The sequence below is a fragment of the Streptomyces sp. NPDC048171 genome, from assembly GCF_043202655.1.
Classification (GTDB): domain Bacteria; phylum Actinomycetota; class Actinomycetes; order Streptomycetales; family Streptomycetaceae; genus Streptomyces.
The window spans coordinates 190,631-206,429 of sequence record NZ_JBIDAU010000011.1 but is presented as its reverse complement, the minus strand read 5'-3'; the positions used below and the strand labels follow the sequence as shown (position 1 = coordinate 206,429).

Annotated in this window: 13 protein-coding genes; 5 read left to right on the top strand and 8 right to left on the bottom strand. The window is 71.7% G+C overall.

The window, feature by feature from the left end; translation table 11 throughout:
• Position 1: 1 nt before the first annotated feature.
• From pcaH to ACGF3J_RS29875, 4 genes are read right to left on the bottom strand one after another with little or no spacing between them, the layout of a single operon-like run.
• Positions 2-775: a protocatechuate 3,4-dioxygenase subunit beta gene (gene pcaH, locus ACGF3J_RS29890; RefSeq protein WP_393855163.1), complete on the bottom strand. Its 774-nt coding sequence runs from the start codon at positions 773-775 to the stop codon at positions 2-4.
• Positions 776-803: 28 nt separating this feature from the next.
• Complete coding sequence (locus ACGF3J_RS29885; RefSeq protein WP_161327561.1) at positions 804-2,006, bottom strand: thiolase family protein; 1,203 nt, start codon at positions 2,004-2,006, stop codon at positions 804-806.
• A complete protein-coding gene (locus ACGF3J_RS29880) occupies positions 2,003-2,704 on the bottom strand; it encodes a CoA transferase subunit B (protein ID WP_393855162.1) in 702 nt (233 codons plus the stop codon). The genes ACGF3J_RS29885 and ACGF3J_RS29880 overlap by 4 nt, the downstream gene beginning before the upstream one ends.
• A complete protein-coding gene (locus ACGF3J_RS29875) occupies positions 2,704-3,459 on the bottom strand; it encodes a CoA transferase subunit A (protein ID WP_393855161.1) in 756 nt (251 codons plus the stop codon). Before ACGF3J_RS29875 ends, ACGF3J_RS29880 begins: the two co-directional genes overlap by 1 nt.
• A gap of 194 nt (positions 3,460-3,653) precedes the next feature.
• On the opposite strand from ACGF3J_RS29875, the gene ACGF3J_RS29870 reads away from it, so the two are divergent.
• Complete coding sequence (locus ACGF3J_RS29870) at positions 3,654-4,115, top strand: MarR family winged helix-turn-helix transcriptional regulator (protein WP_122620619.1); 462 nt, start codon at positions 3,654-3,656, stop codon at positions 4,113-4,115.
• 15 nt (positions 4,116-4,130) lie between these two features.
• On the opposite strand, the gene ACGF3J_RS29865 is transcribed toward ACGF3J_RS29870, so the two are convergent.
• The gene (locus ACGF3J_RS29865) at positions 4,131-5,138 is read right to left on the bottom strand and encodes a DUF3048 domain-containing protein (RefSeq protein WP_393855160.1); all 1,008 of its coding nucleotides are present in this window, start codon (positions 5,136-5,138) and stop codon (positions 4,131-4,133) included.
• Positions 5,139-5,336: 198 nt separating this feature from the next.
• Here ACGF3J_RS29865 and ACGF3J_RS29860 point away from each other — a divergent pair, with 198 nt between their 5' ends.
• A complete protein-coding gene (locus tag ACGF3J_RS29860) occupies positions 5,337-6,527 on the top strand; it encodes a zinc-dependent alcohol dehydrogenase (protein WP_161326003.1) in 1,191 nt (396 codons plus the stop codon).
• 21 nt (positions 6,528-6,548) lie between these two features.
• Here ACGF3J_RS29860 and ACGF3J_RS29855 read toward each other — a convergent pair whose 3' ends face one another.
• A complete protein-coding gene (locus tag ACGF3J_RS29855) occupies positions 6,549-7,616 on the bottom strand; it encodes an ATP-dependent DNA ligase (protein WP_393855159.1) in 1,068 nt (355 codons plus the stop codon).
• A 74-nt stretch (positions 7,617-7,690) separates the two neighbouring features.
• Between ACGF3J_RS29855 and ligD the strand changes: the two genes are divergently transcribed.
• Positions 7,691-8,731 (top strand): non-homologous end-joining DNA ligase, encoded by a 1,041-nt coding sequence (gene ligD, locus ACGF3J_RS29850; protein ID WP_393855158.1) that lies wholly within the window; start codon positions 7,691-7,693, stop codon positions 8,729-8,731.
• Here the strand turns inward: ligD and ACGF3J_RS29845 are convergent.
• The gene (locus tag ACGF3J_RS29845) at positions 8,718-10,907 is read right to left on the bottom strand and encodes an OmpL47-type beta-barrel domain-containing protein (protein ID WP_393855224.1); all 2,190 of its coding nucleotides are present in this window, start codon (positions 10,905-10,907) and stop codon (positions 8,718-8,720) included. The genes ligD and ACGF3J_RS29845 overlap by 14 nt on opposite strands.
• A gap of 14 nt (positions 10,908-10,921) precedes the next feature.
• Positions 10,922-13,399 carry a ThuA domain-containing protein gene (locus ACGF3J_RS29840; RefSeq protein WP_393855157.1) on the bottom strand — a complete coding sequence of 826 codons (2,478 nt, stop codon included), beginning with the start codon at positions 13,397-13,399 and terminating at the stop codon, positions 10,922-10,924.
• Positions 13,400-13,598: 199 nt separating this feature from the next.
• On the opposite strand from ACGF3J_RS29840, the gene ACGF3J_RS29835 reads away from it, so the two are divergent.
• Together ACGF3J_RS29835 and ACGF3J_RS29830 are read left to right on the top strand one after the other, a co-directional pair.
• Positions 13,599-14,627: a multicopper oxidase domain-containing protein gene (locus ACGF3J_RS29835; protein ID WP_393855156.1), complete on the top strand. Its 1,029-nt coding sequence runs from the start codon at positions 13,599-13,601 to the stop codon at positions 14,625-14,627.
• 132 nt (positions 14,628-14,759) lie between these two features.
• A partial coding sequence (locus ACGF3J_RS29830; protein ID WP_393855155.1) for a LacI family DNA-binding transcriptional regulator occupies positions 14,760-15,799 on the top strand: 1,040 nt, incomplete at its 3' end.

Sequence of the window (15,799 nt, the reverse complement as noted above, 5' to 3'; positions counted from 1 at the left end):
GTCAGCGTCCTTCTTCGATCCAGGTGGCGTTCGGGCCGTCGAGCACGATGTCCCAGTGGTAGCCGAGTGAGAACTCGGGCACGGACAGCTCGTGGTCGTACGTCGCGATCAGCCGCTGCCGGGCGGCGTCGTCGGTGACGGACTGGAGGATCGGGTCGTACGGGAACAGCGGGTCGTTCGGGAAGTACATCTGCGTCACGAGCCGCTGGGTGAACGCCGACCCGAACACCGAGAAGTGGATGTGCGCCGGACGCCAGGCGTTGACGTGGTTGCGCCACGGGTAGGGGCCGGGCTGCACGGTGGTGAAGCGGTAGCGGCCGTCGTCGTCGGAGAGGGTGCGGCCCACCCCGGTGAAGTTCGGGTCCAGCGGCGCGTCGTGCTGCTCGCGCTGGTGTGCGTACCGTCCCGCCGAGTTGGCCTGCCAGATCTCCACGAGCTGGCCGCGCACGGGCCTGCCGTCGCGGTCGAGGAGCCGGCCGGAGACGGTGATGCGCTCGCCGACCGGCTCGCCGTTGTGCTGCCGGGTCAGGTCGTTGTCGATCCCGGTGAGGTCCCGCTCTCCGAAGGCCGGGGAGGAGAGCTCCACCAGCTCCGGGTCCTGGCGGACGTCGATCGCGATCGGCGGCTGCTTCGGATGGCGCAGCACCGAGGAGCGGTACGGGGCGTAGTCGCGGCGCGGGTGGTGCTCGACGGGCGCGCCGTCGGCGACCCGCTTCTCGTACGCGGCGTGTTCGGCCGCGATCTCCGCGTCGATGTCGTGCTGGGTGAGAGGCATGGGGATTCCCGGGGTGACAGGGGCTTGGCTAGCGGTCGAGGACGAGGGCCAGGCCCTGGCCGACACCGATGCAGAGGGTGGCGACGCCGGTCCCGCCGCCCTTGCGGGCCAGCTGGTGGGCGACGGTCCCGGCGAGGCGGGCACCGGAGGCGCCCAGCGGGTGGCCCAGTGCGATGGCTCCGCCCTGGGGGTTGAGGATCGCGGGGTCGAACTCCGGCCACTCGGCTTCGCAGCCGAGCACCTGGGCGGCGAAGGCCTCGTTGAGTTCGAGGACGTCCAGGTCGGCGAAGGTCCGCCCGGCCTTGGTCAGGGCGCGGTGCACGGCCTCGACCGGGGCGAGACCGAAGTACTGCGGGTCCGTCGCCGAGACACCGGTGGCGGAGATCCGGGCGAGCGGTTCGCGGCCGGTGGCCCTCAGGCCCTCCTCGTCGGTGAGGAGCAGGGCCGCCGCCCCGTCGTTGAGCGGGGAGGCGTTGCCCGCGGTGACCGTGCCTTCGGTCTTCCGGAACGACGGCTTGAGCTTCGCCATCGCCTCCAGCGAGGCGGTCGGGCGTACGCATTCGTCGGCGGCGAAGTCCACGGGGCCGCCCTTGCGCCGCTCCACCGGGACGGGCACGAGTTCGGCGTCGAACAGGCCGTCCGCCTGGGCGCGGGCGGCCTTGTGGTGGGAGGCGAGCGCGTACTCGTCCTGCCGCTCGCGCGTGATCCCGTGCTTGTCGGCGATCAGCTCCGCCGACTCGCCGAGCGGGATCGTCCACTGCGGGTCCATCCTCGGGTTGACCATGCGCCAGCCCAGGGTGGTCGAGTACAGCTCGGTGTGCCCGGCGGGGAAGGGCCGGTCCGACTTGGGCAGGACGTACGGCGCCCGGGTCATCGACTCCACCCCGCCCGCGAGGGCGATCGAGGCGTCGCCGACGGCGATGGCGCGCGCGGCCTGGACGACGGCTTCGAGCCCGGAGGCGCACAGCCGGTTCACGGTGACACCGGGGACGCCGGTGGGCAGGCCGGCCAGCAGGGCGGCCATTCGCGCGACGTTGCGGTTCTCCTCCCCGGCGCCGTTGGCGTTGCCGAAGTAGACGTCCTCGATGCGGGCCGGGTCGAGGGCCGGGGTGCGGGCGAGGAGTCCGCGGATCGCGTGCGCGGCCAGATCGTCGGGGCGCACGCCCGCCAGCCCGCCGTTGTACTTGCCGAACGGGGTGCGGACCGCGTCGACGACATAGACGTCCTTCACTTCGCCTCCTCCGCGATCCTCGGCTGCTCCGCGGTCTCCGGTTGCTCCGCGGTCTCCCGTGCCTTTGCCGCCACGACGAGCGCGGCATCGGTCCGGGAGGTGATCTCCTCGACGCTCACGCCCGGCGCGGTCTCGACCAGGACCAGGCCGTCGGCGGTGACGTCGAGGACGCCGAGGTCGGTGATGATCCGGTCCACGCACGCCTTCCCGGTGAGGGGCAGCGCGCACTCCTGGAGGATCTTGGGCGAGCCGTCCTTGGCGGTGTGGGTCATCACGACGATCACGGTGCGGGCCCCGTGGACCAGGTCCATCGCCCCGCCTATCCCGGTGATCATCTTGCCCGGGACGGCCCAGTTGGCCAGGTCTCCGCCCGCCGACACCTGCATGGCGCCCAGCACGGCGACGTCGATGTGCCCGCCCCGGATCATGCCGAAGGACAGCGCGGAGTCGAAGAAGGCGGCGCCCGGCAGGACCGTCACCGTCTCCTTGCCCGCGTTGATCAGATCGGGGTCCACCTCGGCCTCGGTCGGGTAGCGGCCGGTGCCGAGGATGCCGTTCTCCGACTCCAGGGTGACCTCGACGCCCTCGGGGAGGTGGTTGGGGATCAGTGTCGGCAGGCCGATGCCGAGGTTGACGTACTGGCCGTCCTTCAGCTCCCGCGCCGTCCGCGCGGCCATCTCCTCGCGCGTCCAGGCCATCAGGAACTCACCGTCCGCCGCTCGATCTTCTTCTCCGCCGCCTGCTCCGCCGTCAGCGCCACCACGCGCTGCACGAAGATGCCGGGCAGATGCACTTCGTCCGGGTCGATCCCGCCGGGCTCCACCAGTTCCTCCACCTCCGCGATCGTCACCCGCCCGGCCATCGCGGCCAGCGGGTTGAAGTTCCGGGACGACTTGGCGAACACCAGGTTCCCGTGCCGGTCGCCCCTGGCCGCCCGCACCAGCGCGAAGTCGGTACGGATGCCGCGCTCCAGCACGTACTCGGTCCCGTCGAACTCGCGGACCTCCTTGGGCGGGGAGGCCAGCGCGACCCCGCCGTCGCCGTCGTAGCGCCAGGGCAGACCGCCGTCGGCCACCTGGGTGCCGACGCCGGCGGGGGTGTAGAACGCGGGGATCCCGGCGCCGCCGGCCCGCAGCCGCTCGGCCAGCGTGCCCTGCGGGATCATCTCCACCTCCAGCTCCCCGCCGAGGTACTGGCGCGCGAACTCCTTGTTCGCGCCGATGTAGGACCCGGTCACGCGGGCGATCCGGCCGGCGGCCAGCAGCACCGCGAGACCGGACTCCATCGCCCCGCAGTTGTTGGAGACCACCGACAGGCCCTCGGTGCCGCGCTCGTACAGCGCCTGGATCAGTACGTTCGGCACACCGCTCAGCCCGAAGCCGCCCACCGCGAGCGACGCGCCGTCGGGCACGTCGGCCACCGCCCCACCGGCCGTGGCCACCACCTTGTCCATCCGAGAAGCCCCATCTCTCACGCGAATTAATCAGGGCACTGAGTATTTCAGCGAGGTGCTCAACACGCTGCCATCGACCGGCCGGGGCGTCAAGGGTCGGGATAGTGCCCGGTAGATCGATTGCCGAGGTGTCCGGCGGTTCGCGGTGGGCCGGGGTATCGTCAGTGCACCTACGAAGTAACACGGGAGAGCGCATGGCAGCGGTCGATCTGACCACCCATCCCGGACACCTGGCCCGGCGGCTCCAGCAGGCGCACTACCTGCTCTGGAACACGATGGTCTCCGAGGAGACCACCTCGCCGCAGTTCGCCGTCCTGAACGCCCTCGTCGCCGAGCCCGGCCTGGACCAGCGCACGGTGGGGGAGCGGGTGGGCCTGGACCGCTCCACCATCGCCGAGGTGATCAGCCGGCTGGGCCGCCGCGGGCTGCTCGACAAGGTCCGCGACCAGCAGGACGGCCGCCGCTTCCTGCTCCGGCTGACCGACGAGGGGCTGCGCGTCCACCGCAGGCTGAGCGTGCGGGTCGCCCGGATGAACCAGGTGTTCCTCGCCCCGCTCTCGCCCGACGAGCGGACCGTGTTCTTCGACCTGGTCCGCCGGGTCGCGGACGCCGCCGAGGGGCTGCGCAACCCGGAGTCGTCCGGCGTGCCGGGCTGACGCGGGGCCGACGGCTCAGGAGCCGCCCGCGTAGACCACCCACACCTGTCCCTCGGCGAAGTTCAGCGCGGCGCCGTCGCGGGTGGTGAACGTCGTGCCGTCGGCGGCCGAGCCGCGCGTCCAGGTGGCGTCGTACGTCCGGCCGTCGCGCAGCACCTCCGCGCGGCCCGAGCCCACCGACTCGACGTAGGGGGAGTTGCTGCCGCGGAAGTCACGGAAGGCGGAGTCGCGCACCGTCACGTGCTGCACGACGACGGTGGCCGGCGCCGGGCGTGCGTCGTCGGCCGCGCCGGCCGGTGAGCCGTCCAGGGAGACCAGCCACCGGTCCCGGCTCTCCGACCAGGTGAAGGTGAAGCTCGTCGCCGGGTAGCGCACGGTGCGGGAGGGCTCCGCCCGGCCGCCCTCGGGTGCCTTGCCGAAGGTGAACCCCGTGGTGAGGGCCCCGGCGCCCGCGGGCTCGGCCGGCAGCTCGCCGGGGTGCAGGTACAGGTTGTGCGGGGCCTGCCGGTCGTCGTCGCGGACGTAGGCGTCGGGTGCGTCGCCCGGTGTGACGGCGCGCAGCGGAGCCTCCTCGATGAGCGGCAGCAGCTTGCTCTGGGCACCGGAGAACGCCAGCGTCGGCCGGTCGAACTGGCGCAGCAGCTCCAGGTCGGACTCCCGGGCGCTGCGCACCGGCCCGACCTCCTCGGGCAGCCGGGTCGCGTAGAGCGCCATCAGGCGGCTCAGTCCGCCCTCCACCGGCTCCGCGTAGACGACGTCCGCGGCGTCCAGGCCGGTCTGGGGACGGGCCTCGGGCGCGTTGTCGACCTTCACGGCGAGCACCGGGCCGGTGGCGGGCGCCGAGGTGTGCGACCGCTCCGGCTCCGGCGCCCGTCCGTTGTCCCTGCCGCCCGTCCCGCCCGACCCGGCCGTGCAGCCCGCGGCCAGCGCGACGGCCGCCGCCATGGTCACCAGCGCCGCGCCGCGCGCCCGCCGTGCCACCCGTGTGCCCCGTCCGCGCGTCTGTTGTCGCATGCCGGTCATCCGTCCGCCCGTCCCGTGTCATTGATTGTGCGCCTTGTGCAGCATTCAGTGCCATACATGACTGATTCCGACAGGGCACGCGGAACGGGGCAGATAATCCGCTGTTCGGTCGAAACGCCCGCCCGGTTCGGCGGTGGAGCCCCGGGTACCCGGCCGCCACACGGACCGACGCGAAAGGCGACAGAGGGAGCGCGGACGATGAAGGCAGTGACATGGCAGGGCAAGCGCGACGTCCGGGTCGAGGAGGTGCCCGACCCGCGGATCGAGGAACCGACCGACGCGGTCATCCGCGTCACCTCGTCCGGGCTGTGCGGCTCCGACCTGCACCTCTACGAAGTACTCACGCCGTTCATGACACCGGGCGACATCCTCGGCCACGAGCCGATGGGCATCGTCGAGGAGGTCGGCTCCGAGGTGACCGGCCTGAAGCCGGGCGACCGGGTCGTGGTGCCGTTCCAGATCGCGTGCGGGCACTGCTACATGTGCGGCAGCGGCCTGCCGACCCAGTGCGAGACCACCCAGGTCACCGGCGAGGGCATGGGCGCCCCGCTGTTCGGCTACACCCGGCTGTACGGGGCGGTGCCCGGCGGCCAGGCCGAGTACCTGCGCGTACCGCAGGCCCAGTTCGGACCGATCAAGGTGCCCGAGGGCCCGGCCGACGACCGCTTCGTCTACCTCTCCGACGTGCTGCCCACCGCCTGGCAGGCGGTCGCCTACGCCGACATACCCGCAGGCGGCACCATCGCCGTGCTCGGCCTCGGACCGATCGGCGACATGGCCTGCCGGATCGCGCTGCTCAAGGGCGCCGACCGGGTGTTCGGCGTCGACCTCGTGCCGGAGCGGCTGCGGCGCGCCCGCGAACGGGGCGTGGAGACCTTCGACCTGCGGGCCTTCGACAACGAGAAGGAACTGGTCGCCGCGATGCAGGAGGAGACCGGCGGCCGCGGTCCCGACGCCGTGATCGACGCGGTCGGCACCGAGGCGCACGGCGGGACCGTGGCCAAGCTGGTCCAGCAGGCAGCCGCGGTGATGCCCCGGTCCCTCAGCGGCCCGCTCGCGGAGCGGTTCAGCGTCGACCGGCTCAGCGCCCTGTACACCGCGATCGACCTGGTCCGCCGCGGCGGCACCATCTCGCTGTCCGGCGTGTACGGCGGCATGGCCGACCCGATGCCCCTGCTGACCATGTTCGACAAGCAGATCCAGCTGCGCATGGGTCAGGCCAACGTCCGCCGCTGGAGCGACGAGATCATCCCCCACCTGACCGACGAGGACCCGCTCGGCGTCGACGACTTCGCCACCCACCGGGTGCCGCTGGCGGACGCGCCGCACGCGTACGAGATGTTCCAGAAGAAGCAGGACGGCGCGGTCAAGGTGCTCATGAAGCCGTGAGCCCAGGTCGCCGGGGAGCCCTCACGGTCCGCCGAGGATCTCCGCGAGGTCGTAGCGGACCGGCTCCTCCAGCTGGGCGTAGGTGCAGCTCTCGGGCGTCCGGTCCGGGCGCCAGCGGCGGAAGCGGGCCGTGTGCCGGAAACGCGCCCCGTTCTCCATGTGGTCGTACGCCACCTCGACGACCCGCTCCGGCCTGAGCGGCACCCAGGACAGGTCCTTCTTGCCCGACCAGCGGCTCGGTGCGCCCGGCAGCCGCGCCCCCTCGTGCGCCGACTCCTCGGCCCAGGCGGCCCACGGATGGCCCGCCGCGTCCTCCATGCGCAGCGGCTCCAGCTCCTCCACCAGCTCCGCCCGGCGCTTCATCGTGAAGGCGGCGCTCACCCCCACGTGCTGGAGGACGCCCCGGTCGTCGTAGAGACCGAGCAGCAGCGAGCCGACCACGGGGCCGCTCTTGTGCAGGCGGTATCCGGCGACGACCACGTCCGCCGTCCGCTCGTGCTTGATCTTGTACATGGCCCGCTCGTCCTGCCGGTACCCCAGGTCGAGCGGCTTGGCGACCACTCCGTCGAGCCCCGCGCCCTCGTACCGCTCGAACCACTGCCGGGCCACCTCGATGTCGTCCGTCGCCGGAGCCACGTGCACGGGCGGCGTCACCCCGGACAGCGCCCGCGCCAGCAGCGCCCGCCGGTCGGCCAGCCCCACGTCGAGCAGGGACTCGTCGTCCAGGGCCAGCAGGTCGAAGGCGATCAGCGAGGCCGGCGTCCGCTCGGCCAGCGTCCGCACCCGGGAGTCCGCCGGATGGATCCGCTCCGTCAGCGCGTCGAAGTCCAGATGCCCCTCCCGCGCGATCACGATCTCCCCGTCCACCACGCACCGCTCGGGCAACCGCTCCCGCACCGCCGCCACCAGCTCCGGGAAATACCTGGTCAACGGCTTACCGGTACGGCTCCCCAGTTCCACCTCGTCCCCGTCCCGGAACACGATCGCCCGGAACCCGTCCCACTTGGCCTCGTAGTGCATCCCCGGCGGAATCCTCGCCACGGACTTGGCGAGCATCGGCTTCACGGGCGGCATGACGGGAAGGCGCATGGTCCGACTCTAGGAGCGCGGTGTCGTCCCCGCCTGATATGCGAAGCCAGGGCCGTGCGCCTACCGTGGCTCGCATGGCGGAAGCGGTGGAACTGGAGGCGGGCGGCCGGACCGTGCGGCTGTCCAGCCCCGGGAAGGTGTTCTTCCCGGAGCGCGGCTACACCAAGCTCGACGTGGCCCGGTACTACCAGGCGGTGGCCCCCGGCATCCTGCGCGCCCTGCGCGACCGTCCCACCACCCTGCAGCGCTACCCGGACGGGGTGGGCGGCGAGTGGTTCTACCAGAAGCGCGCGCCCAAGGGCATGCCGGACTGGATCCCGACCGCGCACATCACCTTCCCCAGCGGGCGCAGCGCCGACGAGATGTGCCCCACCGAGGAGGCCGCGGTCCTGTGGGCCGCGCAGTACGGCACCCTCACCTTCCACCCCTGGCCGGTGCGGCGCGCCGACGTCGACCACCCCGACGAACTCCGCATCGACCTCGACCCGCAGCCCGGCACCGACTACGACGACGCCGCCCGCGCCGCCCACGAATTGCGGGCGGTACTGGAGGAGTTCGGTGGGCTGTGCGGCTGGCCCAAGACCTCGGGCGGGCGCGGCATCCACGTCTTCGTGCCGATCGAGCCGCGCTGGACCTTCACCCAGGTGCGGCGCGCCGCCATCGCCGTCGGCCGCGAGATGGAGAGGCGGATGCCGGACCGGGTGACCATCAAGTGGTGGAAGGAGGAGCGCGGCGAGCGCATCTTCATCGACTACAACCAGACCGCCCGGGACCGCACCATCGCCTCCGCCTACTCGGTGCGCCCCCGTCCGAACGCCCCGGTCTCCGCACCGCTGACCTGGGACGAGGTGGGCGTCGCGCACCCGCAGGACTTCGACATCACGACCATGCCCGCGCGCTTCGCCGAACTCGGCGACGTGCACGCGGGCATGGACGACCATCGGTACTCCCTCGACGCCCTGCTGGAACTGGCGACGAAGGACGAGCACGAACACGGACTCGGCGACCTGCCGTACCCGCCCGAGTATCCGAAGATGCCGGGGGAGCCCAGCCGGGTGCAGCCGAGCCGGGCCAGGAAGCACGCTCCCGGCCCGGACGGGCCTACAGCTCCTTGATCCGGACGTCCCGGTACGAGACGACGTCCGTCGTGCCGTGCACCTGGAGTCCGACGTAACCGGAGGCGAACCGCCGCCCGTCCGTGCCCGGGTCGTCCGAGCGCGGCGGGGTGAAGTCCTGGCCGCCGGTGTTGTCGAACTCGTTGATCAGCACGCCGTTGCGGAAGACGGAGTAGTGCTGGTCGACCACGCGGATCTCGTAGTCGTTCCAGGTGCCCTTCTCCGTCACCCCCGCGCCGGCCAGACCCACCCGGTCGAAGCCGTAGAGCGAGCCGGTCTTGTACATGTCGCCGGTGGGGCCGTCGAAGACCTGCACCTCGTGGCCGTACTTGATGGCGACCCACTCCGGCCGGGACTCCTCCGGGTGGTCGTGCACCTGCGGGAAGCGCACGAAGACGCCGCCGTTGGTGTTGGCGGTCCCCGCCGCGTCGTCCCGCCACTGGAGCTTCAGCGAGAAGTCGCCGTACTTGCGCTCGGGGAACCACAGCATGCCCATGCCGGGCGTGGTGGTGCTGGACGTGATCGACCCGTCCGCGTTCAGCCCGAACGAACCGCCGCCCACCTGCTGCCACTTGGCGAAGGACGCCTGGGTGCCGTCGAGGATGGTGCGGTAGCCCTCGGTCTGGCCGGGCTTGCCGATGCCGGACTGGCGAGCGGCCTTGTTGATCGCCTTGACCTCGCGGCCGTCGACGACCCCCTCGTCCCGGAGCGTGTCCAGCACCTCACGCACGTGCTTGAGGAAGAGCTGCTGGGACGACCACTCCTTCTCGTCCTCGATCATCTCGTTGATCCGGCACCGGTTGTTGGTGACCCGGTTCGGCACACCGGTGTCCACCGTGCCGACGATCACCGTCTGGCGCTCGTCGAACTCCGGGCAGGGCGGCCCCGGAACCTGGCCCGCCACCACCGTGAAGCTCACGGTCACCGGCTCGGAGGTGTTGCCGGCCTTGTCGCTCGCCCGGTACGCCACGGTGTGCCGTCCGACGCGGTCGACGACCACGGGAGCGGAGTACGCCAGGTAGGGCCCGGCGTCCAGCGAGTACTCGACACCGGCGACGCCGGAGCCGCCCTCGTCCGTGGCGTTGACGGTCACCTTCGCGCTGCCGACGTACGCGCCGGCGGAGTCCTTGGTGCCGTCCACGGTCGCGCCGGTCACCGGCGGGGTGGTGTCCTGCGGGGGAGCGGCGGCCACGGTGAAGGCGACGCTCTTCTCCGCGGCGGCGTTGCCCGCCTTGTCGGTGGCCCGGTAGCGGACCGTGTGCTCGCCGACCTCGTGCACCATGACCGGCGCGGTGTACGCCTGCCAGGCGCCGTCGCCGACGGCGTACTCGATGGTGTTGACGCCGGAACCGGTGTCGGAGGCGGTGACGGTCACCGTCGCCATGTCGATGTAGGCGCCGTCGGGGTTCTTCTCACCGCTGACCGTCGCCGAGGTCTCCGGCGGGGTCGTGTCGTCGGTGTCGGGGGCGACCACCGTGAAGTCGACGCTCTTCTCGGCGGCCGCGTTGCCCGCCTTGTCGAACGCCCGGTAGCGCACCGTGTGGTCGCCGACCTGGTCCACGACGACCGGCGTGGTGTACGGCTGCCAGGCGCCGTCCGCACCGATCGCGTACTCGACCCGGTCGACGCCCGAGCCGCCGGCCTCGTCGGTGGCGGCGACGGTCACGCTCGCCGAACCGACGTACTGCCCGTCGGCGTTCTGCGTGCCGCCGACCTCGGCCGAGGTCTCGGGCGCGGTGGTGTCGTCGCCACCGCCGCCCTCGGTCACGGTGAGCACGCCCGTCATCTGGCCGTGCCCGGGGATCGTGCAGTGGTACATGTACTTGCCCGGGGTCAGGGTGACCTCGGCGGTGTGCTTGCCGCCCTGGGCGTCGCCCGGGTTGGCGAGGATGTTCAGCTGGACGTCGCTGTTGTACTCCGGGTCGCTGGTCATGAACGTCAGCGTGTGCGGCATGCCGGTGGTGTTGCCGGTCGCCTCACTGTTCTCGAAGACGATCGTGGCCGGTCCGGCCACCGCCGTCTCGGGCGCTGACGTGTACTTGGTGATGTCGTCGCCGGCGGTCCAGGTCAGGACCTGGTCGGCCGCCTCGGCCCGCGGCGCCGGCCGCCCGTCCTGGGCGGACGCCGTCTGCAGTCCGAGCATCATCAGCAGGCCCGCCAGCAGCGCGGCCCACATTCTTCGCTGGCGTATCACTCGGTCCCCCTGGCCAGTTGTCCGGCGGCCGGCGTCGGCCCGCCGCCCTCGTAGGTGACGCGCCACAGGGCCGACTTGGCGTCCGAGGTGAAGAAGCCGCGGCCGTAGTCGAGGACGTACAGCGCGCCGTCCGGGCCGAACTTCCAGCCCATCAGGTTCTTGATGCCGTCGTTGCCGATCGGCACGATCTTCTTCAGGGACTCCGAGTGCACCGGCAGACCGCCGTCGCCCTGGGTCTTCGGGTCCATCAGCACGGCGTTGCGCGGCTGGTCGGAGTCGTAGAAGTCACCGACGAACCACTTGCCGTCCCAGTACGCCGGCCACTTGGTCGCACTGCTGCTGTCCGCGTCGTAGCGGTAGACCGGGCCGTTCATCGCGGCCTGGCCGCCGCCCTTGAGCCAGGGCAGCCGGTAGGTGGCCTCGTCCTGCTTGTACGACGGGATCCCGTTCGCGTCGCGCGGGAAGTCGGGGCCGCCGCCCTGCGGCGAGTACCAGATGTTGTTGCCGGTCACCGGCGGCAGGTTGACCAGGCCGTCGTTGTTCGGCGACTCGTTCTTCGGGGCGTCGCAGTCGTACCAGCCCAGCGGCTTCGACGGGTCCGGCAGGTTCCGGTCCCGGTACGGCTGCTTGTTGCCCATGCAGTACGGCCAGCCCCGGTTGCTCGCCTTGGTGATGGTGGCGAACGTGTCGTACTTCGCCGGACCCCACGTCGTCGAGGGGGCCCCGGCGTCCGGGCCGACCCAGCCGGCGTAGAGGGTGTCGGTGGCCTTGTCGACGGAGATGCGCGCCGGGTTGCGGACGCCCATCACGTAGATCTCGCCCCGCGTCTTGCCGCCGCCCTCGGCGGTCTCCTTGCCGGTGAAGAGGTTGCCCTCGGGGAGCGTGTAGGTCCCGTCCGGCTCCGGGTGGATGCGCAGGATCTTGCCGTTGAGGTTGTTGGTGTTGCCCGCGGTGCGGCGCGCGTCCGCGAAGGACACGCCCTTGAAGTTGGGCTGCGGGTTGTTGCCGGAGTAACCGTCGCTGAAGCCGCTGGAGTTGTTGTCACCGGTGGCGATGTACAGGTTGCCCTTGGAGTCCCAGGCCATCCCGCCGCCCGCGTGGCAGCAGCTGTGGATCTGCACCGGCCACTTCAGCAGCACCTTCTCGCTGCCCAGGTCCAGCTTGTTGGTCGCCTGGTCCAGGGTGAAGCGCGAGACCCGCCGCTCGGCCATGTGGGTGTCGCGGTTGATCTGCGAGTGCGGCGTGTAGTGCAGGTACACCCAGCCGTTCTCGGCGAAGGCGGGGTCCAGCTCGATGCCGAGCAGGCCCTCCTCGACCTTGACCAGTTCGTCGCCGCCGCCCTTGTTGCCGAAGACGGTCAGGGCACCGGCGAGGGTGACCTTCTTGGTCTTCGGGTCGTAGACGTGGATCTCGCCCTTGCCCTTGCCGATGTCGGGGTTGTTCCAGTCGGTGATCACCGGCTGGGAGGAGTCGGCGCCGCCGCGGCCGATGTAGAACACCCGCCCGTCGGGCGCGGTGACCAGGCCGTGCGGTTCGCCGATCTGGTCGTTCTGGCCCGCCTGGTTGGGCTGGGTCAGCCGCTCGGCCTTGTAGTTGCCGTTGATGGTGGCCTTGCAGTCGGCCTGCGACAGCCGCGACGTCCACAGCAGGGCGCCGCGCAGGTGCGCGCGGAACTCCGTCTCGTCGTACGACGACACCGTGCCGCCCATGCCGGTGTAGAAGGACCGGCCGCCGTCGTAGTCCCGGCACCAGCTGACCGGGTGGTCCCAGCCGTTGGCGCTCGCGCCGGGCGCGTACGTCGACTCGCGCACCCGGGCGACGGTGTGGACGTCACCGGACGGGTTCTTCTGCCAGTTGAGCCACTCGTCGGGCCGCTTCCACTCCGCCGGCAGGTCCTTGGTGGCCGGATGACGCCGGTCGCCGACCTCGACGGTGGCCCGCTGGACCTTGGTGGGGCTGGAGGCCGCCGGGCGGGCGCCGACCAGACCGGTGAACCAGTCCGAGTACGGCTCCGCGCGGGCCGCGTCGTGGACGCCGACGAATCCGCCGCCGGCCTCCATGTACGCCTCCAGGCCCGCCTCCTGCGCCGGATCGAGGACGTCGCCGCCCCCGGTCAGGAACACGATCGCGTTGAAGCGGCCCAGCTTCTTCTCGTTGGTGAAGACCGAGGCGTTGTCCGTGGCCTCGACCGTGAAGCGCTCGTTCGCCGGGCCGGACTGCCCGATCCGCTCGATGGCCGCGATCCCGGCGTTCACGACCGGCGACTCCTCGCCGGACGCGGCGGAACCGTAGAACACCAGCACACGCACGTTGGAGCCGCCCGGGGGCGACTTGATCGACATCGTTGTCAGGGACGGGTCCGGCGCCGGACGCGCGCTGGCGCTCGGGCCAGCCAGCAGTCCCGCGGCGACGAAGCCGGCGGTGGCGAACGCCGCCCATCCTCTTCTTCTCGCGCTCAACCCTCTCAAGGGCATGGGCACCTCCTCGGTCACGGCAGCAGCGCCAAGGAAGCTAGACCTCTTTGCGTGGTTCGCCAATAGGTATGACCGGGATCCAACGAACTTTGTCCTGAGTGTGGATAAACGCGGCGCCAACCGGTACGGTCCCACAGGCTCATCACAGCCAATCAGAAATACGGCTCCGCAAATTCCGTATCAGCGTGGGGAGTTCGGCATGGACAGGCGAGGCTTCAACCGACGGGTACTGCTGGGCGGCGCGGCCGTCGCGACATCGTTGTCCATCGCCCCGGAGACCGCGGGCGCCGTCGGTGAGGCCAAGGCAGTCTCCGCGAAGACGGCGCCGGCCGGGGGCCAGGTGAGACACATCAAGATGTACGCCGAGAAGCTGCCGGACGGTCAGATGGGCTACGGCTTCGAGAAGGGCAAGGCGTCCGTTCCCGGACCGCTGATCGAGCTGAACGAGGGCGACACGCTGCACATCGAGTTCACCAACACCATGGACGTGCGGGCCAGCCTGCACGTGCACGGCCTGGACTACGAGATCTCCAGCGACGGCACCGCGATGAACAAGAGCGACGTCGAGCCCGGCGGCACCCGCACCTACACCTGGCGCACCCACAAGCCGGGCCGCCGCGCGGACGGCACCTGGCGCTCGGGCAGCGCCGGCTACTGGCACTACCACGACCACGTGGTCGGCACCGAGCACGGCACGGGCGGCATCCGCAACGGCCTCTACGGTCCGGTGATCGTGCGCCGCAAGGGCGACGTGCTGCCGGACGCCACGCACACCATCGTCTTCAACGACATGCTCATCAACAACCAGAAGCCCCACACCGGTCCCAACTTCGAGGCCACCGTGGGCGATCGCGTCGAGATCGTCATGATCACGCACGGCGAGTACTACCACACCTTCCACATGCACGGTCACCGCTGGGCCGACAACCGCACCGGCATGCTCACCGGCCCCGACGACCCCACCCAGGTCATCGACAACAAGATCACCGGCCCGGCGGACTCCTTCGGCTTCCAGATCATCGCGGGGGAGGGGGTGGGCGCCGGCGCGTGGATGTACCACTGCCACGTGCAGAGCCACTCCGACATGGGGATGGTGGGGCTGTTCCTGGTGAAGAAGACCGACGGCACCATCCCGGGGTACGACCCGCACGAGCACGCCCACGGGGGCGGCGAGCAGACGGCGAAGGCGCCCGAGCAGACGGAGAAGGCCCCCGAGCACCACCACTGAGGGCCGCACCGAGCGACCTCTCCCCGTCCGGGGGGGGGGGGGGGGGGGGGGGGCGCGCCCCCCCCCCCCCCCCCCCCCGGGGGGGGCCGCCCGCCCCCCCCCCCCCCCCCCCCCCCGACGAGGAGCCATCGAGTGAGCGACACAGTGCCCCGCCCCACGCTGGAGGCCGTGGCCGAGCGGGCCGGGGTCTCGCGGGCCACCGTGTCCCGCGTGGTCAACGGTGCGCACGGGGTGCGCGACGCGCTGGCCGCGCGGGTCCGGCGCGCGGTGGAGGAACTCGGCTACGTGCCCAACCAGGCCGCCCGCAGCCTGGTGACCCGACGGCACGACGCCGTCGCCGTCGTCGCCGCCGAGCCGGAGACCCGGGTCTTCGCCGATCCCTACTTCGCCCAGCAGCTGCGCGGCATCAGCAAGGAACTGACGGCCCACGACAACCAGTTGGTGCTGCTGCTCACCGAGGGCCGCGAAGACCACGCCCGGGTCGGCCGCTACCTGTCCGGCGGGCACGTCGACGGCGCCCTCGTCTTCTCCCTGCACCTGAACGACCCGCTGCCCGGCCTCGTGCGCGGCGCCGGGGTGCCGACGGTGTTCGGCGGGCGCCCCGACTGGGAGGACGACGAGGACGACGTGGTGTACGTCGACAGCGACAACCGCGGCGGCGCCCGCGCGGCCGTCCGCCACCTGGCCGCCCTCGGCCGCACCCGGATCACGCACATCACCGGCCCGCTCGACCAGACCTCCGCCGCCGACCGGCTGGCCGGCTTCCGCGACGTCCGGGCCGGCGCCGACCCGGGGCTGGTCGCGCACGGCGACTTCACCCCGGGCGGCGGCGAACGGGCGATGCGGGAACTGCTCGACCGGTGCCCGGACCTGGACGCCGTGTTCGCGGCCAACGACCTCACCGCCGCCGGTGCCCTGCGCGTGCTGCGCGAGCGCGGGCGGCGGGTGCCGGACGACGTGGCGGTGGTGGGCTTCGACGACATGCTGCCCGTCGCCGAACAGACCGACCCGCCCCTGACCACGGTCCGCCAGGACATCGAGGAGATGGGCCGCCTGATGGCCCGTCTCCTCCTGCGCGGCCCGGCCCCCCGCACGGCCGCCGACGGCCCGGAGGCCGCCGACCCGGAGCCAGGCACGTCCGGTGTCATCCTGCCGACCACGCTGGTCCACCG

What these genes read in the sequence shown, in the direction of transcription:
- pcaH (WP_393855163.1), bottom strand. Translation starts at nt 775, where the DNA reads ATGCCTCTCACCCAGCACGACATCGACGCGGAGATCGCGGCCGAACAC.
- ACGF3J_RS29880 (WP_393855162.1), bottom strand. Translation starts at nt 2,704, where the DNA reads ATGGCCTGGACGCGCGAGGAGATGGCCGCGCGGACGGCGCGGGAGCTG.
- ACGF3J_RS29875 (WP_393855161.1), bottom strand. Translation starts at nt 3,459, where the DNA reads ATGGACAAGGTGGTGGCCACGGCCGGTGGGGCGGTGGCCGACGTGCCC.
- ACGF3J_RS29870 (WP_122620619.1), top strand. Translation starts at nt 3,654, where the DNA reads ATGGCAGCGGTCGATCTGACCACCCATCCCGGACACCTGGCCCGGCGG.
- ACGF3J_RS29865 (WP_393855160.1), bottom strand. Translation starts at nt 5,138, where the DNA reads ATGACCGGCATGCGACAACAGACGCGCGGACGGGGCACACGGGTGGCA.
- ACGF3J_RS29860 (WP_161326003.1), top strand. Translation starts at nt 5,337, where the DNA reads ATGAAGGCAGTGACATGGCAGGGCAAGCGCGACGTCCGGGTCGAGGAG.
- ACGF3J_RS29855 (WP_393855159.1), bottom strand. Translation starts at nt 7,616, where the DNA reads ATGCGCCTTCCCGTCATGCCGCCCGTGAAGCCGATGCTCGCCAAGTCC.
- ligD (WP_393855158.1), top strand. Translation starts at nt 7,691, where the DNA reads ATGGCGGAAGCGGTGGAACTGGAGGCGGGCGGCCGGACCGTGCGGCTG.
- ACGF3J_RS29845 (WP_393855224.1), bottom strand. Translation starts at nt 10,907, where the DNA reads ATGTGGGCCGCGCTGCTGGCGGGCCTGCTGATGATGCTCGGACTGCAG.
- ACGF3J_RS29840 (WP_393855157.1), bottom strand. Translation starts at nt 13,399, where the DNA reads ATGCCCTTGAGAGGGTTGAGCGCGAGAAGAAGAGGATGGGCGGCGTTC.
- ACGF3J_RS29835 (WP_393855156.1), top strand. Translation starts at nt 13,599, where the DNA reads ATGGACAGGCGAGGCTTCAACCGACGGGTACTGCTGGGCGGCGCGGCC.